Annotated in this window: 19 protein-coding genes, 2 tRNA genes and 1 pseudogene; 9 read left to right on the plus strand and 13 right to left on the minus strand. The window is 59.3% G+C overall.

The features are described 5' to 3' along the window. The first annotated feature begins 76 nt into the window (after positions 1-76). The 3 genes and pseudogenes from ACR0C3_RS18890 (at position 77) to ACR0C3_RS18900 (ending at position 2,980) form a co-directional block, all read left to right on the plus strand. Entirely contained in the window at positions 77-1,219 is a 1,143-nt protein-coding gene (locus ACR0C3_RS18890) for a DUF3095 domain-containing protein (protein ID WP_480759925.1), read from the plus strand. A 99-nt stretch (positions 1,220-1,318) separates the two neighbouring features. After that, entirely contained in the window at positions 1,319-1,753 is a 435-nt protein-coding gene (gene hpaR / locus ACR0C3_RS18895) for a homoprotocatechuate degradation operon regulator HpaR (protein WP_170380277.1), read from the plus strand. A gap of 531 nt (positions 1,754-2,284) precedes the next feature. Further along, positions 2,285-2,980 (plus strand): annotated as a pseudogene (locus tag ACR0C3_RS18900) (fumarylacetoacetate hydrolase family protein). Positions 2,981-2,983: 3 nt separating this feature from the next. On the opposite strand, the gene ACR0C3_RS18905 reads toward ACR0C3_RS18900, so the two are convergent. Beyond that, entirely contained in the window at positions 2,984-4,198 is a 1,215-nt protein-coding gene (locus tag ACR0C3_RS18905; protein ID WP_480759927.1) for a winged helix-turn-helix domain-containing protein, read from the minus strand. Positions 4,199-4,202: 4 nt separating this feature from the next. Further along, positions 4,203-5,228 carry a LacI family DNA-binding transcriptional regulator gene (locus tag ACR0C3_RS18910; RefSeq protein ID WP_170380279.1) on the minus strand — a complete coding sequence of 342 codons (1,026 nt, stop codon included), beginning with the start codon at positions 5,226-5,228 and terminating at the stop codon, positions 4,203-4,205. A 137-nt stretch (positions 5,229-5,365) separates the two neighbouring features. Here ACR0C3_RS18910 and ACR0C3_RS18915 point away from each other — a divergent pair. The 5 genes from ACR0C3_RS18915 (at position 5,366) to nadC (ending at position 9,937) form a co-directional block, all read left to right on the plus strand. Continuing rightward, positions 5,366-5,442, plus strand: a tRNA-Arg gene (locus ACR0C3_RS18915). A 117-nt stretch (positions 5,443-5,559) separates the two neighbouring features. After that, positions 5,560-6,480: an NUDIX hydrolase gene (locus ACR0C3_RS18920; protein ID WP_480759928.1), complete on the plus strand. Its 921-nt coding sequence runs from the start codon at positions 5,560-5,562 to the stop codon at positions 6,478-6,480. A gap of 77 nt (positions 6,481-6,557) precedes the next feature. After that, positions 6,558-7,529: a quinolinate synthase NadA gene (nadA, locus tag ACR0C3_RS18925; protein WP_480759929.1), complete on the plus strand. Its 972-nt coding sequence runs from the start codon at positions 6,558-6,560 to the stop codon at positions 7,527-7,529. Beyond that, positions 7,526-9,064, plus strand: coding sequence for an L-aspartate oxidase (locus tag ACR0C3_RS18930; protein ID WP_480759931.1), 1,539 nt, complete (start codon positions 7,526-7,528; stop codon positions 9,062-9,064). Before nadA ends, ACR0C3_RS18930 begins: the two co-directional genes overlap by 4 nt. A 3-nt stretch (positions 9,065-9,067) precedes the next feature. Next, positions 9,068-9,937, plus strand: coding sequence for a carboxylating nicotinate-nucleotide diphosphorylase (gene nadC / locus ACR0C3_RS18935; protein WP_480759932.1), 870 nt, complete (start codon positions 9,068-9,070; stop codon positions 9,935-9,937). Between the two features lie 128 nt (positions 9,938-10,065). On the opposite strand, the gene ACR0C3_RS18940 is transcribed toward nadC, so the two are convergent. The 7 genes from ACR0C3_RS18940 to ACR0C3_RS18970 all read right to left on the minus strand — a co-directional run bounded on the left by ACR0C3_RS18940 (position 10,066) and on the right by ACR0C3_RS18970 (position 13,516). Then, positions 10,066-10,221 carry a DUF6538 domain-containing protein gene (locus ACR0C3_RS18940; RefSeq protein WP_480566303.1) on the minus strand — a complete coding sequence of 52 codons (156 nt, stop codon included), beginning with the start codon at positions 10,219-10,221 and terminating at the stop codon, positions 10,066-10,068. A gap of 168 nt (positions 10,222-10,389) precedes the next feature. Continuing rightward, positions 10,390-10,464: transfer RNA gene (locus ACR0C3_RS18945), tRNA-Phe, on the minus strand. 79 nt (positions 10,465-10,543) lie between these two features. Continuing rightward, positions 10,544-10,726, minus strand: a complete 183-nt coding sequence (locus ACR0C3_RS18950) for a DNA gyrase inhibitor YacG (RefSeq protein ID WP_170462961.1) — start codon at positions 10,724-10,726, stop codon at positions 10,544-10,546. Next, positions 10,723-11,745: a ribonuclease E/G gene (locus ACR0C3_RS18955; RefSeq protein WP_480759933.1), complete on the minus strand. Its 1,023-nt coding sequence runs from the start codon at positions 11,743-11,745 to the stop codon at positions 10,723-10,725. The genes ACR0C3_RS18950 and ACR0C3_RS18955 overlap by 4 nt, the downstream gene beginning before the upstream one ends. Then, a complete protein-coding gene (locus ACR0C3_RS18960) occupies positions 11,742-12,320 on the minus strand; it encodes a Maf family protein (RefSeq protein ID WP_480759934.1) in 579 nt (192 codons plus the stop codon). The genes ACR0C3_RS18955 and ACR0C3_RS18960 overlap by 4 nt, the downstream gene beginning before the upstream one ends. 11 nt (positions 12,321-12,331) lie before the next feature. Continuing rightward, on the minus strand, positions 12,332-12,550 hold the full coding sequence (gene infA, locus ACR0C3_RS18965; RefSeq protein WP_005978431.1) for a translation initiation factor IF-1: 219 nt from the start codon (positions 12,548-12,550) through the stop codon (positions 12,332-12,334). A gap of 90 nt (positions 12,551-12,640) precedes the next feature. Further along, positions 12,641-13,516 (minus strand): carbon-nitrogen hydrolase family protein, encoded by an 876-nt coding sequence (locus tag ACR0C3_RS18970; RefSeq protein WP_480759936.1) that lies wholly within the window; start codon positions 13,514-13,516, stop codon positions 12,641-12,643. A gap of 146 nt (positions 13,517-13,662) precedes the next feature. On the opposite strand from ACR0C3_RS18970, the gene ACR0C3_RS18975 reads away from it, so the two are divergent. Continuing rightward, positions 13,663-13,872: a hypothetical protein gene (locus ACR0C3_RS18975; protein WP_480759937.1), complete on the plus strand. Its 210-nt coding sequence runs from the start codon at positions 13,663-13,665 to the stop codon at positions 13,870-13,872. A 103-nt stretch (positions 13,873-13,975) separates the two neighbouring features. Here ACR0C3_RS18975 and ACR0C3_RS18980 read toward each other — a convergent pair whose 3' ends face one another. The 4 genes from ACR0C3_RS18980 to ACR0C3_RS18995 are packed head-to-tail and all read right to left on the minus strand — an operon-like array spanning position 13,976 to position 15,905. Beyond that, positions 13,976-14,575, minus strand: coding sequence for a GNAT family N-acetyltransferase (locus tag ACR0C3_RS18980; protein WP_480759938.1), 600 nt, complete (start codon positions 14,573-14,575; stop codon positions 13,976-13,978). Beyond that, positions 14,568-14,966: a ketosteroid isomerase-related protein gene (locus ACR0C3_RS18985; protein ID WP_475217216.1), complete on the minus strand. Its 399-nt coding sequence runs from the start codon at positions 14,964-14,966 to the stop codon at positions 14,568-14,570. Before ACR0C3_RS18985 ends, ACR0C3_RS18980 begins: the two co-directional genes overlap by 8 nt. Before the next feature lie 3 nt (positions 14,967-14,969). After that, positions 14,970-15,422, minus strand: a complete 453-nt coding sequence (locus tag ACR0C3_RS18990) for an arsenate-mycothiol transferase ArsC (RefSeq protein ID WP_480759940.1) — start codon at positions 15,420-15,422, stop codon at positions 14,970-14,972. Positions 15,423-15,425: 3 nt separating this feature from the next. Further along, positions 15,426-15,905 (minus strand): UPF0262 family protein, encoded by a 480-nt coding sequence (locus ACR0C3_RS18995; protein ID WP_170379879.1) that lies wholly within the window; start codon positions 15,903-15,905, stop codon positions 15,426-15,428.

Consider the following 15,905-nt stretch of genomic DNA (forward strand, 5'->3'; position numbering starts at 1 on the left):
GTGTACTATGTTGCAAGGGTAGGACAGCGATCACATTCGGGCTAGCTTAACCTCCAATTGGAACAAAGGGGGGACGATGAAAGACCTCCATTCAGATTTTTACGAGTCCCTGCCGCTTTGGCGCGATTTTACCCTTCTGTCGGACCCGGCGCAGTTTGCCTCGGTTCCGGACGATTGGGTTGTGGGTGTTGCCGACATCGTGGATTCGACCGCGCAGATCGCCCAGGGACGGTACAAAACCGTCAACATGGTCGGTGCTGCGGTGATCTCGGCCATGATCAACGCTCTGGAAAACAAGCCTTTCCCATATGTCTTTGGTGGCGATGGGGCAGGCTTCGCCGTGCCACCCAGTGCGGCGGATATCGCGGCTGGAGCGTTGGCAACCCTGCGGCGCTGGGCCGAAGAGGAGTTTGAGATGCCGTTGCGCGCGGCCCTGGTCCCGGTGGCGGAACTGCGCAAAGCCGGGAAAGACCTGAGGGTGGCGCGCTATGCCCCGTCTACCGGTGTGGACTATGCCATGTTCGCGGGAGGAGGTCTGGCTTGGGCCGAGGCGCAGATGAAATCCGGGCACTATTCGGTCGACCCCGCCGCGCCCAACGCGCAGCCAAATCTGGACGGCCTGTCCTGCCGCTGGTCTAACAGCCCTGCGCAGCATGGCCAGATCGTCTCGGTCGTGGTGCAGCCGACGGCCCAGGCGACCGAGCGGGATTTTGCGGATCTGGCGCAATCTGTTGTCACCATGGCCGCCGAACTGGATCGTTCGGGGCATCCGGTTCCTGAAAACGGACCTCCGATGACATGGCCGCCGCCGGATGTTGGGCTGGATGCCCATGTCTCGCGCGCCGGGGGCAATCTGTTTGCGCAAAAACTGAAACTGCTCGGGCAGAACCTGTTGATCGCCCTGTTGTTTCTTACGGGCAAGCGGTTGGGGCAGTTCGAACCCGGTCACTATCGGCGCATGGTCAGCCAAAACGCGGACTACCGCAAATTCGACGATGGTCTGAAAATGACGCTGGACTGTGACCCTGCCACGTTGGACCGCCTCCAGCGTATGCTGGATGAAGCCCGCGGCCGCGGCAAAATACGCTACGGCCTGCACGTACAGGATGAGGCGATGATGACCTGCTTTGTCCCCTCAGCCATGCGGGACGATCATGTGCATTTCGTGGATGGGGCTTCTGGTGGATATGCAAAAGCCGCCGAGGCGATGCGGGTTTAGCTCACCAGTAGTGGATTTAAACCTATAGCTATCAGAGTCTTACGAGCCTTTCCTCTCAGGGCGACTTGAGACTTCCTGCTTTTTCAGCGATGATTCAGCATGTCCGATCAACTCCCATTGGTGTCGCGATCCCTGCCCATCGCTTTGTTGCGCGCCCGAGAAAGGGTGATGGGCCCCATTCGCAAATTGCTGATTGATGCCGGGGTGACCGAGCAGCAATGGCGCGTGCTGCGCCTTCTGAAAGAAGAAGGTGCAAGCGAGCCGACCGATATATCCGAACGGGCATGCCTGTTGTTGCCCAGCCTGACGCGCATCTTGCAAAAACTGGAAGACAAGGGCCTGATCAAGCGCCGCTGTCACCCCAAAGATCGACGACGTCAGATCGTCGAGATCACCGCGAAGGGCGAACAGATCATTCAGGACAATCTGACGGGCATTGTTCAACAGGCCGATCGCATGCGCGCGCATCTTGGTCCCGAAAAGCATGAAACGCTTCTGGATATCCTCAACGAGCTGAAAAATTTCAAAGAGTGAGCCGCTGAGCTAAAACCCCGCCGGAGAAGGTAGGGGGAATTCTCCGGCGGGGTGGCCAGACCCGGGTTGGATTCTGTGCCTGGCCCAAGGCCGTTGCGTGTCGTCTTACCCGACGGCCCGGCCCACGTGTCGGAGGGCGCGTCAGCCCTGAAACAGGGTCTAACACGGGCGAAACTCCCAGGGGGATGGGTGTCTTCGCCTGCCGTCTCCGATACGTTCACGTCCCAATGCGGACATGTTGAGGCGTCCGCAAGAGGTATCTTCAGGTCACTTCAGTCGTATTGATCTTTCCGGCAGAACTTCTGTGCCGGGCAGGTGGTGAGGGTGCCATCAATTCTCAAATCTACTAGGCGATTTAGCCCGATTTTACCTGTTTCCAAGGGATTCATACGCCCAGATGCGCCGCGGTAGGAATTGGGCGGCTTTGCGCCAGATCACGCCGCAGATGTCGGCGTGAACCGGCGCATCGCGACGGCTTGCCAGTTGCGTGCCAGACGATAAGCTGCGCGGCGCAACACTCAGGGGATCATCATGCCGTATCTGTTTTCACTACCCGAACCAATCTCCATCCCCGTGGTCGGCGAACAGGCGACCTATCCCATCGGTCGGATTTTCTGCGTTGGGCGGAACTATGCGGCGCATGCCGCTGAAATGGGCCACGAGGTAGATCGTGAGGCACCGTTCTATTTCACCAAGTCGTCCGCAAACGCCATTCTGACTGGAGCGAGCGTGCCATACCCGCCGGGGACCGAAAACTAGCACCACGAGATGGAACTGGCAGTCGCCATCGGTCGCCCCTTGTTCCGCGCCACCCCTGCAGAGGCGTGGGAGGCAGTCTTTGGCTATGGCTGCGCGCTGGATATGACCCGTCGCGATCTTCAGATCCGCGAGCGCAACCAACAGCGCCCTTGGGATCTGGGCAAGGATGTGGAGAACGGCGCTGTCTTTGCGCCTTTGACCCGAGCCGCCGAGTGGTCCCCAGAGGACAACAAGCGCATTCACCTGAACGTCAACGCCGAGGTTAGGCAAGACGCGACTTTGCATGAGTTGATCTGGAAAATTGATGAGATCATCTGCCACCTGTCCGGTTTCTATCACTTGCGTCCCGGCGATGTGATCCTGACAGGCACCCCCGCCGGGGTAGGGCCGGTTACAGCAGGGGATGAAATTGAAGGTGGGATAGTTGGGTTGGAGCCCATTCACCTGACCCTGACGGACGCAGAATAGAGTCTATTTAGTCTCTTTCAGCCAGTCATTGGCAAATTCGACCGTATCAAGACCGGCAAACCGGCGCAGTCTGTCCAATTCGGAATCCAGTCGTCGCTTGCGCGCATCCGACCAGCGTATCGCGCGCTCCGGCCAGAGGGCTTTGACGCGCAGAACGCCTTCGTCGCGATGGGCTTTCATGTCGATCCGGCCAATCAGCTTGTCGCCTTCCAGAAGCGGGAAAACATAGTAACCGTAGGTCCGCTTGGCCTCGGGCACGAAGACTTCGATCCGGTAGTGAAAACCGAACAGCCGCTCGGCCCGGTTCCGGTCACGCAGCATCGGATCGAATGGGCTGAGAACTCGGATGCGGCCTGTTGGTGCGGGCAGATCGCTCAAGCCATCGGTCAGATCGGGGCGGGTAAACAGTTTGCGAAGGCGTCCGTCGACGCAAGCGACCTCGACCTCCTCTAGTGCGCCTGATTGCAACCCTTGGGCGCACCAGGCCTTAGCCTCAGCCGCGCTAACGGTATCCCAAAACGCGGCCAGCTCACCCGAAGTGGCAAAGCCAAGCCGGTCCAGCGCCGCATTGCAAAGCCAATCAACCGTCGCCTCGGCGTCATAGGGTCGCTGACCGGGGCAGAGATGCGTTTCGATAACCCGTTCGGTCAGATCATAGCGTTTCTGAAACCCCTCCCGCCCGACAACGGTCAGCGCGCCCGAGCGCCACAGATACTCAAGCGCGGTCTTGGACGGGTGCCAGTCCCACCACCCGCCCGAGCCCTTCTTTTCATCCTTCCCCACGTCGGACGAAGACACAGGTCCATGATCGCGGATATGGCTCAGAACCGTTTCGAACTGCTGCTCGAACCCATCCCGACGCCAGTTCTTCCACCGCGATTTCAGCAGATCCGCATCGCGCTGAAACCGCAGATGCCAATGCGCGTAATACTCCATCGGAATGACGGCGGCATCGTGGGTCCAGTGTTCAAACAGCGCCCGGTCCCGCTCATACAAACGCTTGAGGTTCCCGCTGCGATAGCTGGGCCTGCGCGAGAACAGGATCATGTCATGCGCGCGCGCTACCGTATTGATGCTGTCGAGTTGAACGAAGCCCAGCCTCTGGATCAAATCCAGCAGATCGGTGCCCTTGGAGCCGCCCGAAGGAGGTTCGGCCAGCGCGTGGCGATCCATGAAGATCGCCCGCGCCGTGCGGTTGTCCAGCTGTTTCAGCGCCATAATATCAGCGCCGTTTCAGCGTATCCCCAAAGTTGACCTTGGGGGTCAGAGTCACGCGGGTCTCGATCTCGGCATTCGGATCGTCAAGCTGCGTGGCGATGATCTTGGCCGCTTGCTGTCCGATCTCAAGTCGGCAGGCATCCATCGTCGCCAGTTTGCGGGGCAGGCCCTGCAGAAGTTCGACGTTGTTGAAACCTGCCAAGCCGATCTGGCCGGGAATGTCGATGCCTTGCTCTAGCAGATACAACAGACCACCCGCGCCGATCATATCGTTGGAATAATACAGGAAATCCAAATCGGGCGAGCGTTCCAGCATAGCTTGCGTCATCTCACGCCCCTTGGCCAGAGCCGAGCCGCCGGAATAGAACTCCCGATCCTCGATCTCGATCCCGTGCTTGCCCATAACCTCGGTGAAACCTTCGAACCGTTTCCGCGCCCGGTGGTCCAGAGGCATCTTGGTGCCCATGAAGCCGATATGTTCATAACCCGCTTTCAGGATCGCCTGTGCCATCTCGCGCCCCGCACGACGATGAGAAATCCCGACCATCGCATCAACCGGTTTGCCATCGGTATCCATGATCTCAACCACTGGAATTCCGGCCGAATCCAGCATCGCCCGCGCCGCGTCTGTATGCTCGAGCCCGGCAATAATTACCCCCGAGGGCCGCCATGAGAGCATCTCATACAGCACTTTTTCCTCTTTCTCAGGCAAGTAGTCGGTGACGCCGACCACAGGCTGAAGATCGGTGTCCTCAAGCACCTGATTGATGCCGGTGAGGACCTCGGGAAAAACCATATTGGACAGGGATGGAATGATAACCGCCACCAGGTTGACCCGGCTTGAGGCCAGCGCGCCTGCGATTTTGTTGGGCACATAGCCCAGTTCCTTCGCAGCGGCCAAAACGCGGGTGCGCGTCGCATCCGACACATCGCCCCGATTGCGCAGGACCCGGCTGACCGTCATCTCGGATACCCCAGAGGCCTCAGAGACATCGCGAAGGGTAAGCGGGCGTTTTGTTTCTGTGTTCACGGAAGGCACCTGCGTTGTTGTTTTATCTGATGCTAGCGTAAACACCCTGCAGTTTACAACTGTTCAGCACGCCTACAGCAAACCCACAGTAAACCCCATGACAAGCCGAAAAAACAAAGGTAGAGAGGGCTTTGCACGGCCCCGTGGCTCAACTGGATAGAGCAGCCCCCTCCTAAGGGGCAGGTTGCAGGTTCGAATCCTGCCGGGGTCGCCACTGCAATTGCCGGAAATACCTTCAATCATCGGCGAAAACCCCATTTTGAGGTCGGTGTTGGCGCCATGGCATTTTCCTCAAGCAAAGGTTTGAAATCTGGGTTAGAAATCAAACACGATGTCAACGACTGGCATTGCGCAATACACAGGTACCTTCTTGCCCAGCGGACTAGCCCCTGCCGAACTAATCGCAATCCTTGTCGCCGTGACCGACAACCAGCCGCGTGTTATGACCTTGCAGGGGGGTGAGGCGCTGCCATCGGGGCCGTTCGAGTCTTCTCATCGCAGCCTGCAGAGCAGTTTGCGCGCTTGGATCGAGGCGCAGACCGGCCATCCCGTGGGTTATCTTGAGCAACTCTATACCTTTGCGGACAGGGATCGCGATCCTCGGTCTGGGGATGTAGAAACCTCGCAGCGGATTTCGATCAGCTATCTAGGGCTGGTGCGCGAACAGGATGCAGCCGGAGCAGGGCGCCCGTCCTGGCGCAGCTGGTACCGGTACTTCCCCTGGGAAGACCATCGCGACAGCATCCCCGAGGAAGTGCCGCGTATCGCTGATCGCCTGACGGCTTGGGCAGGGGCAGATCCGCTCAAGTCACAGCGTATCGACTATCTGTTCGGTCTGAACGGAAAGACGTGGAACGAGGAACTGGTTCTGCAGCGCTATGAGCTGATGTATGAGGCCGGTCTGGTCGATGTGCCCGAGTTTGGCCTGCCCATGGCGGGCGACAACCGCCGCATCCTTGCCACTGGCATTTCGCGGTTGAGGGCCAAGATCAAATATTCTCCGGTCGTGTTCGAGCTGATGCCCGAAAGCTTTACCCTGCTTCAATTGCAGCGCACGGTCGAGGCGCTGTCGGGTCTGCACTTGCACAAACCCAATTTCCGCCGCCAGATCGACCAGCAGGAACTGGTTGAAGAAACGGGCGAAATCTCGAGCGGCACCGGCGGCCGCCCAGCGCGATTGTTCCGGTACCGACCCGCCATTCTTGAGGCCCGCATGCTGTCGGGCGCAAGACTGCCTCTGTCCAAATCCTGAGTTGTGCTTGACATAATCTCGAATCGAGAATAATCACGGCTCGAATGTACTCGAATCGAGTATAAATGGAGGAGCCAATGAAAGATTTCCGCCTGCCAGAGTTGTATGACCGGGTTAAGCAAATCATTCCGCCAGCTGAATGGATGCAGTACGAAGAGGATCTGGAAGCCATCCTCGACCTGAAGCGGCAGAAGAATGCCGTCATTCTTGCGCACAATTACCAAACGCCCGAGATCTTTCACGGCGTGGCCGATATCGTGGGCGACAGCCTCGCCCTGGCGCGCGAAGCCGTTGAGGTCGACGCTGACGTCATTGTACTGGCCGGTGTGCACTTCATGGCCGAAACCGCCAAGCTGCTGAACCCAGAAAAAACCGTGCTGATTCCGGATACGGGGGCGGGATGTTCGCTGGCAGATTCCATCACGCCCGAAGATATCGCACTGTTGCGCGAAGCCCATCCGGGTGTGCCGGTGATCACCTATGTTAACACGTCGGCCGCGGTGAAGGCTGCCTCAGATATCTGCTGCACCTCGGGCAACGCGGTGAAAGTGGTGGAGTCCCTCGGGGTGCCGCGTGTGTTGATGATACCGGATGAGTACCTTGCCAAGAACGTCGCCAAAGAGACCGATGTCGAACTGATCGCCTGGCACGGGCATTGCGAGGTGCATGAGCTGTTCACTCCGGACGACATTCGGGCTATGCGCGAGGCATGGCCGGGTGTCACGGTGCTGGCCCACCCGGAATGTCCACCCGAGGTCGTGGCCGAGGCGGATTTCTCAGGCTCTACCGCCGTGATGTCGGACTTCGTCGGCGAAAAGAAACCTGCAAGAGTTTGCCTTCTGACCGAATGCTCCATGAGCGACAACGTGGCGTTGAACCATCCAGACGTGGAGTTTGTGCGACCGTGCAATCTGTGCCCGCACATGAAGCGCATCAGTCTGCGCAATATCCGCGAGGCTTTGGAGTTAGGGCGTCACGAAGTCACCGTCGATCCCGCCATCGCCGACGATGCGCGCCGTTCGGTCGAGCGGATGCTGGCCGTGAAATGATCCGGCTTGAGGGGCTCCATGATAGGGTCGCCATCATCGGTGGCGGTATCGCAGGGCTGGTGGCCGCACTGGAACTGGCGCCGCAGCCCGTGGTGCTGATCACTCGCGCCGGGCTGGGGCAGGAATGCTCAAGTGCCTGGGCGCAAGGCGGGATTGCAGCGGCGCTGGGTGCTGATGACGATCCTGTCTGGCATCTGGCTGATACGCTGCGGGCCGGAGATGGGCTATGTGATGCAACTGTCGCCTCAGGCATCCTGTCAGAGGCCGCCGAGGCGATCGCTGTGCTTGAGCGATACGGCATTCACTTCGACAGGGCGCAGGATGGCACATTTGCCCTGGCGCGCGAGGCCGCGCATTCCCATCGCCGTATTCTGCATATCGGCGGCGACCGAACCGGGGCCGATATCATGTCCGCTCTGACCCGCGCCGTGCAGAATTGCCCCTCAATCACCTGCCTCACGGGCGTCGAAGCCCGGCGTATTGTGACCGCCGACGGGTGCGTTGCCGGAGTTCATCTGCAAGCGATGGGTCAAGCGGCCGTATTGCGAACCGCTCAGGTCATCATGGCGACAGGTGGCTGCGGGGGTCTGTTCGACGCCAGCACCAACCCATCCGGCAATTTCGGGCAAGGGCTGGTGATGGCCGCACGTGCAGGCGCAGCTCTGCGCGATATGGAATTCGTACAATTTCACCCGACCGCGCTGGCCACCTCCCAAGCACCCTTGGCCCTGATCAGCGAGGCGGTGCGGGGCGAGGGGGCAACTCTGATCGACCAGAAAGGCAAGCGGTTCATGGCACATATCGCGGATGCCGAACTGGCCCCACGGGACGTGGTGGCCCGCGCTGTGCATCAGGTCATCGCAGGCGGAGGGCGCGCGTTTCTTGACGCCCGCGCGGCGCTGGGCGCAGGCTTTGCCAAACGATTTCCGAGCATTCAGGCCCTGTGCGCAGCCCAAGGTATCGACCCAGCGCGCGACCCGATTCCGATACGCCCTGCTGCGCACTACCACATGGGTGGCATTGCCGTTAACCAGACCGGCCAGAGCACGCTGCCCGGGTTGTGGGCCATCGGTGAATGTGCAGCGACCGGCTTGCACGGGGCCAATCGCCTTGCCAGCAATTCTCTGCTCGAGGCTGTTGTAATGGCTCGTCGCGCCGCCAGCGATGTTGCGGCCAGCAAGATGCGAGACCGGGCTTTTGTCCCCAACCCCGCTGCGTTGCCTGATCCCGATCCCGGCGCTGTCCGGCCGATGATGTCGGGGCATCTGGGTGTGATCCGGCATGGGGCCGGGATGCGGAACGCGATCGCGAACCTTTTGCCGCATGTTCAGTCATGTGGGCCAACTTCGGACCCGGCCCTCGTGGCGTTTGCAATCGCGGTTTTCGCCGAACAGCGTCGGGGCTCCTGCGGCGGGCACTATCGTGGCGATTCCCCCGAACCAGAGACTAATCCGCGATCAAACCAGATGAATATGACCGAAATCCTGTCGCATGCGGGTTCGGTCGACCAAGAACGCCAGCTGAGGACAGCCTGATCCATGACCGCCATGCCCCTTACCCCGTTGCCGCGCACGATGTTTGAGCCGATGATCCGCCGCGCTCTGGATGAAGACCTCGGTCTGGCGGGCGATGTCACCTCTGCCGCCGTCATTCCATCAGATCATCGATCCGAGGTTGTGGCCTGCGCCCGTCAACCCGGTTGCATCGCCGGTCTGGACTGTGCCGAACTGGCCTGCGCCTTGGTTGATCCCGCCATTACTATGACTCGCCATGTGAACGACGGAGACTCGGTTTCGAGCGGCGCGCCGATTGCAACATTCCAAGGGCCGTCCCGCAGCCTGCTGATCGCTGAGCGGACCGCGCTCAATTTCATGGGTCATCTCTCGGGCATTGCCAGCGCGACCGCTGATCTGGTGCGCCGTGTCGAAGGCACGCATGTCTCGATCGCCTGCACCCGCAAGACAACCCCGGGTCTGCGCGCGCTGGAAAAATATGCCGTACGCGCTGGCGGAGGCATGAATCACCGCTATTCCCTAAGCGACGCGGTGCTCATCAAGGACAACCACATCGCCATTGCCGGAGGCGTCGGCCCGGCCCTGACCAGCGCGAAACAAACGGTCGGACATATGATCAAGATCGAGATCGAGGTCGATACACTCGCGCAGTTGGAACAGGTTTTGGAAATTGGTGCCGATGCTGTGCTGCTCGACAACATGACGCCGGCCACCTTGCGCGAAGCAGTGGGTATGATTGATGGGAGAGCCATTGCCGAAGCCTCCGGCGGGATCACACCCGACACCGTGCGCGTCGTGGCTGAAACCGGGGTCGATCTGATTTCCATGGGCTGGATCACCCACAGCGCACCCTGCCTTGATATCGGTTTGGACTTCGTTTCCAGTCACCCCTGAAAATATTGACCGCTCAGAACTGGGCGCTGCGGTCATCGCTGGCCCATAGGGTAAGCATCCCCTAAGTCTGGAATACAAAACATCATAGAGTCGAAAGTTTAGTGAATCTGACGGGACCTAGTCTCGTCTCATCCAGAGAGGGCAGTCATCCTCAGAAGATGCTTACCCGGTAGGTCTACGTATTGGATACATAGATGATACCAGTGATCATCCAATTGCTGAGAAGTTCTTTGCGCTCGGGACTTTGCGGACGCCGCTGATCTTGTCCGCAGCGAAAACGATATTTATCCGGTGGTATAATGGTGATCGAGGTCTTTCGGTACCCGCTGTGTGAAGTACAAGCCCCCTGCTTTCACAAATGAGAAGGGAACGGTTTTGCTCTCCAGCATGTACTACGCCCTTGGTCAGCTCCAATTAAAGCTGAAGGGAAACAGTAGCTTACCTGTTGGGAATGGTGCCCGGGGGCGGAATCGAACCACCGACACGAGGATTTTCAATCCACTGCTCTACCCCTGAGCTACCCGGGCACGGGAACGGCAATTGCCATTGGGTGGAGGCCTTCTATGACTTGCACCAAGCAGTGTCCAGAGGCTTTTTGACATTTTTTCAGTGTGGACGGCGGGGGATGTCTTCGGGTTCTGAAATCGCGTCTTCGATATCCTCTTCGCGTTGCGAGGGCACGGCGTAGGATCCGTTCAGCCACTTCGCCAGATCCAGATCCGCACAGCGTTTGGAACAGAACGGGCGGTATTTGGAAACCGTCTTTTCCTGACAGATCGGGCAAGTCATTCCAGCACCTCGCTCAGAGGGATACGCCCACGTTTGCGTTGCAGCTCGAAATGGCCCAGCGGCGTCCAGCCTGCGAGCGTTGTTTCGATCCCATCCGCCTTGAACGCGGCGCGTAGGGCCTGTTCAAGACCGCGACGGTCTTTCTTGGGCATCGGGGCCATGTCGATAGTGATTTGCCCGCCCAGACCACGAACCCTAAGGGCGCGTGGAAGGGTCTTGGCGCAGGCGAAATTGGCCTTTGTGCCGGCTGCGAGCGAAGTGTCGGCTCCGGTGTTTACATCCACCGCAATAAGCGCGCGGGTGGGTTCGATGTATAGATGCCCTCCGCCCGGCAGAGGCTCTGCAATGCCTAGGGCAATGTCCAGCGCGTCTAGAACGCCGTAATGTTCGAAGCCACCGGCCTCGGTTACGACATCCGCAGGTTCGGTCCAATCGCGCCATGCCAGAATATGAGGGCCGTCGCCCTCGGCCAGGGTTTCAGGCTCGGTGCCCGGATCGTTCAGGACCTGTTCGGTCTGCGTTAGCATGGCACCGATGTCTTCGGCGATGTCATCTGCATCCGCACCAACGCAGCATGACCGCAGAATCAGGCCATAGGCGCTGTCACCCATGACCTCGTGGGCGATTTCCAGCAGGCGGTCGCGCTCATCCTCATCCTTGATGCTGCGCGAGATGTTCAGGCCCGGAGCCTCGGGCGTGACAATCGCATAGCGGCTTTTAAACAGAACGCGATCGGTGACCGGAACGGCTTTGCCCGGTTCAGCAAAACCTGTCACCTGCACCAGCAGAAGCGCTCCGGGTGCGAGGCCCTTGACCTGACGCAGAAAGGCGGGCCCGTCCGGTGTGGTGAGGAACATGCCGCCTTGGCCTTTGACCGGGCGATCTGCGCGGGCCCGGTAGATCGTGCCGGGAGGCGGCGCGTCTCCGGCGATCAGAAAATCGTCGAGCTTGCCGTCGACCATCAACGCGGCTGCTTCGCGGCCCTCGATATGGTCCAGAACGATTGTGCGGCCTTTCATGGCGCCTCTCTGTACAATGGGTAGCCGATTGCCTGCAAAAGTGCGGCGGTCTCGGACAGGGGCAGGCCCACGATGCCGGTGAACGATCCGGAAATCCAGGGAATGAACGCCCCAGCCAGACCTTGGATGGCATAACCGCCCGCCTTGCCCTGCCAGTCATCTGTCGCAAGATAGGCGTTCACCTCGACATCCGATAAGCGTTTCATCTTGACCTGAGAGACCACGTCTCGCTGCAAAACCCGACCTCCGCAGCGCACCGCGACCGATGTCACGACCCGATGCCGACGCCCGGACAGAGCGTGCAGAAACTCGGCTGCTTCGCCTGCGTTTTCGGGTTTGCCCAGAATGCGACGCCCCAGCGCCACCGTGGTATCTGCGCACAAGACAATATCTGCACTATCCGCCTGAACGGACTGCGCTTTTTCGCGCGCAATACGGCTGCAATAGGGAACCGGAAGCTCACCCTTCAAGGGCGTTTCGTCAATGTCAGGAGGGCGCACGGCATCGGGCTGCACGCCAAGCTGCGCCAGCAGGTCCAGCCGCCTTGGGCTGCCCGATCCGAGGATAAACGCCATGAGGTAGGGCGTTACTTGAAGCGGTAGTTGATCCGACCCTTGGTCAGATCGTAAGGGGTCATCTCGACCTGAACCTTGTCGCCTGCCAGAACACGGATGCGGTTCTTGCGCATCTTGCCTGCCGTATGTGCGATGATCTCATGGCCGTTTTCCAGCTCGACCCGAAACGTCGCATTAGGCAGGAGTTCCTTCACGACACCGGGAAATTCGAGCGTATCTTCCTTGGCCATGTTGTCTCCATCATTACGTTGCACTCGCAGAATCTGCGAGGATGTTCGCTTAAATGAGCCTATTTTTCCCTTATTTCAAGGGCGGAATCATTAAAGCGCGGAGAATGTGACAGATTCGACTCGGGGGGATTGCTCGTCCCAGTGGGTTCGATTCAGGACATGCCCGTCGGCGCGGACATCGGCGATATCGCTCAGGTCGATATCGGCATAGGTCCAGCCCGTTTGGTTCAACACCCCTTCGGCCAGAACGCCTGTCTGTGGAAAGCCTTTGTCAGGTGGGCCAAAAATACCGCCCGTCCCGGTGTTCATATCCACGGCTTCCGACCAGTCATTGTTCCCCACCAAGGACGCCATAACCGTAACGCATTGATTTTCCAAGGCACGCGACATCGCCCCGATGCGCACGCGCCAATATCCGGCCAGCGCTTCGGTGCAGGAGGGGACAAGGATCAGATCCGCTTCGCTCAGCGCGCGGCCCAGCAGGGGGAACTCGCTGTCATAGCAAATCAGTACGCCGATCTTGCCCAACGCCGTGTCGAACAGTTTAAGAGGGCCGCCGGGGGCGATGTCCCATTGTTCGCGCTCGAACCGGGTCATGATCTGTTTGTCCTGATGATCCTGGCCCCCGTCCGGCGCATAAAGTTCAGCCCGGTTCACCGGACGCCCCACACCTGTCGCAACTGGTGCTGAGGCCCCGAGGATGTACGTCTTGTATTCCTTCGCCAAGCGCCGGTGCAGGTTTTGCACATCCTCTATCCGGTCCGAGACCGCTTGAATCGACCGTTCCAGATCACCCGCCACGTCGGCCCCGTCCAGCGTCGACAGCTCCATTGCGCCGTATTCGGGAAAGACCAGCAACTCAGCCCCGTTCCCGGCGGCCTGCGCCACCCATGCGTTCAGCTTGTCCTCATACTGCGCCCAACTGTCGAGCCAGTCGAGGTCATAGGCGGCGGTGGCGACTCTCATGAATCCGTCCTTCGGTACTGATTTGTCGGGACACTAAGTGACGATGCCCAGGCGTGTACAGGCCCAACCTTGCGGTCGGACGAAACGACGACAAAGTGAATTGGAGGTCTCAGGCCCATGTGGTTTAATCGAGCCCGGAGGACACCATGCAAAAGCCGGAAAGCTTCGAGAAGTTCTATTTCGCCAAGGTCGGCATGGGCGAGGCCTGCGGCTGCGCGGAACGTGTCATTGACGTTTATGAGTTTAATCGAAAAGGTGGCGCGCAAAGCAAAGACAGCGTGACCCCAAAAAAGCGTAAAACTAGGTCTCTCCGCGGCTGGGCCGTCAAATACGGTTTGATCAGTAGAAAGCGCTGAGCTTGAGAACTTTGCCTCGCGTGTCTTTCAAGACTTCCTAAGAACGTTGCTGCAGTTCAAGCCTGCGTTGATTGGCTATAGCACCAGAGACTGCCGGCAAGGCTCATGCTGACAAATCTCGGATCCAAAACTGCAATGGCTTGAGCGTCTCGCCCTCGTCCCCGACATCTTTCCACGAGAATTGCGCGATGGCTCCGGGCAATGGTTCGTAGCCGCGGGATCTCCAGAACGTATCAAGTGGGCGATAGGTTGCGGGCCGCATGGGGTGATCTGCTGGGCGTTGGACGCTGCAGAAGGCACATTTGGTGAAACCCTGTGCGCGGGCATGGGCCTCGCGCTGATCGAAGAATTTGTGACCAACGCCTTGGCCTCGGTAGTCGGACAGAAGGACGGATTCGGCACAGTAGAAAATCTGTGACAGATCTAGACCTGTACCTTGAAACGCGGTGGCAAAATCGTCGGCGTGGTCGGTCAGAGGCGCACCCGTCGAGGCTCCGATCAGGCGGTCATTGTCGAAGGCACCGACAACGATGGCCTTGTCACTGTCGCGATAGGATTGCAGGTAGTTGCGCTCGTATTCCAGGTCGCCATCATAGAGGTAAGGCCAGGACCGAAACACCTCGATCCGCAGTCGCGCCACGTCGTCCAAAGCGGCCTCAAGTGCCGCTCCGGTCAGGGGCCGGACGGATGTAACCTCAGCCATTCGAGACCTGTTTGGTCCAGTCCGCAAGGTTGTAGAAGGTGGTGACGCGGGTGATCTTGCCGTCATGCAGGTCAAAGAACGAGCCTGCAGGCAGGCGGTAGGTCTGGCCATGCGCCTCGGGCAGGCCCTCGTCGGTCTCCAGATAGGTGCCGTTGACGATAAACTCGGCCGCAGCGCGGGTGCCACCTTCGGCATCGAACACCACGATATCGGTCAGGTTCTCTTCGTAGCAGCGGTTCATATGGGCGCAGAAAGCTGCGAATTTCTCTTTGCCGACGCGGATCTGGCCTTCGTTCACATGATGGGCCACGTCATCGGACAGACAGGCCAGCATGCCATCGACATCACCGGCGTTGAAGGCGTCGAAATAGGTCTTCACGGTCTGGTTCATGGGTCACTCCGTTGGTTCGCCCCAGCGGTCTTTCAGATGATTTATGATCTGATCGCGGGTCTGTCGGTAGTGATGTAGCTTTGATTCCCGTGTCTCGCCCATCCCGGTAGGGTCCATTATTGGCCAATAATCGACATGGAGGTGGAAAATCCGGGTCAGCTCCAGCGCTTTGCGCTGACTGGCCGGGGACAAAGCGACGATCAGATCGAACGAGCTGAGGTCGTCGCCCCATTCCTGCATCTCGTCAAAGGATCGGGTGCGGTGGCGGGACAGTTCAACGCCCATTTCCTGACAGACCGCGATGCAGAAGCCGTCAATGTCCAGATCGTTGCGGACGCCAGCGGATTGCACATAGGTGCCGGTGCCGTAGAACTTTTTCATGATGCCTTCGGCCATCGGAGACCGAACCGAGTTGTGGTCGCAACAGAACAGAATGGACTGCGGCAGAGGCGTCACCCGTTAGCCTCCGAAATGTAGCACGCAGATCAGCGTGAACAGGCGTCGGGCGGTGTCGGTGTCTACGTCGGCCTTGCCTTCCAGTCGTTCCTGCAGAACCCGGCTGCCTTCGTTGTGAATGCCGCGCCGGGCCATGTCGATGGTTTCGATCTGGCTGGGCGGCAGAGATTTGACCGCGTCGAAATAGCTTTGGCAGATCTGGAAATAGTCCTTCACCACCTGCCGGAACGGCCCGAGGGACAGGTGGAATTCAGCCGCTTTCTGGCTGTCTTCGGTGCTGATATCAAAGACCAGACGTTTGTCGCGGATCGAAAGCTGCAGGTGATAGGGGCCATCAGGAATGGCGCGATCATCCCGCTGAGGAAGGTCAAAGCTGTTCTCCTCAAGCAGATCATAGATGGCGACCTTACGCTCCTGCTCGATCTCAGGGGTCGGCGGGGGCAGGTTCCGGTCATCCAGTTCGATATGCGAGATACGGGTCAT

Source organism: Ruegeria sp. CK3, assembly GCF_056536565.1.

What these genes read in the sequence shown, in the direction of transcription:
- ACR0C3_RS18955 (WP_480759933.1), bottom strand. Translation starts at nt 11,745, where the DNA reads ATGAAAGGCCGCACAATCGTTCTGGACCATATCGAGGGCCGCGAAGCA.
- ACR0C3_RS18980 (WP_480759938.1), bottom strand. Translation starts at nt 14,575, where the DNA reads ATGGCTGAGGTTACATCCGTCCGGCCCCTGACCGGAGCGGCACTTGAG.
- ACR0C3_RS18995 (WP_170379879.1), bottom strand. Translation starts at nt 15,905, where the DNA reads ATGACCCGTATCTCGCATATCGAACTGGATGACCGGAACCTGCCCCCG.
- ACR0C3_RS18920 (WP_480759928.1), top strand. Translation starts at nt 5,560, where the DNA reads ATGTCAACGACTGGCATTGCGCAATACACAGGTACCTTCTTGCCCAGC.
- nadA (WP_480759929.1), top strand. Translation starts at nt 6,558, where the DNA reads ATGAAAGATTTCCGCCTGCCAGAGTTGTATGACCGGGTTAAGCAAATC.
- ACR0C3_RS18975 (WP_480759937.1), top strand. Translation starts at nt 13,663, where the DNA reads ATGCAAAAGCCGGAAAGCTTCGAGAAGTTCTATTTCGCCAAGGTCGGC.
- ACR0C3_RS18950 (WP_170462961.1), bottom strand. Translation starts at nt 10,726, where the DNA reads ATGACTTGCCCGATCTGTCAGGAAAAGACGGTTTCCAAATACCGCCCG.
- ACR0C3_RS18890 (WP_480759925.1), top strand. Translation starts at nt 77, where the DNA reads ATGAAAGACCTCCATTCAGATTTTTACGAGTCCCTGCCGCTTTGGCGC.
- ACR0C3_RS18970 (WP_480759936.1), bottom strand. Translation starts at nt 13,516, where the DNA reads ATGAGAGTCGCCACCGCCGCCTATGACCTCGACTGGCTCGACAGTTGG.
- ACR0C3_RS18930 (WP_480759931.1), top strand. Translation starts at nt 7,526, where the DNA reads ATGATCCGGCTTGAGGGGCTCCATGATAGGGTCGCCATCATCGGTGGC.
- ACR0C3_RS18985 (WP_475217216.1), bottom strand. Translation starts at nt 14,966, where the DNA reads ATGAACCAGACCGTGAAGACCTATTTCGACGCCTTCAACGCCGGTGAT.
- nadC (WP_480759932.1), top strand. Translation starts at nt 9,068, where the DNA reads ATGACCGCCATGCCCCTTACCCCGTTGCCGCGCACGATGTTTGAGCCG.
- infA (WP_005978431.1), bottom strand. Translation starts at nt 12,550, where the DNA reads ATGGCCAAGGAAGATACGCTCGAATTTCCCGGTGTCGTGAAGGAACTC.
- ACR0C3_RS18905 (WP_480759927.1), bottom strand. Translation starts at nt 4,198, where the DNA reads ATGGCGCTGAAACAGCTGGACAACCGCACGGCGCGGGCGATCTTCATG.
- hpaR (WP_170380277.1), top strand. Translation starts at nt 1,319, where the DNA reads ATGTCCGATCAACTCCCATTGGTGTCGCGATCCCTGCCCATCGCTTTG.
- ACR0C3_RS18960 (WP_480759934.1), bottom strand. Translation starts at nt 12,320, where the DNA reads ATGGCGTTTATCCTCGGATCGGGCAGCCCAAGGCGGCTGGACCTGCTG.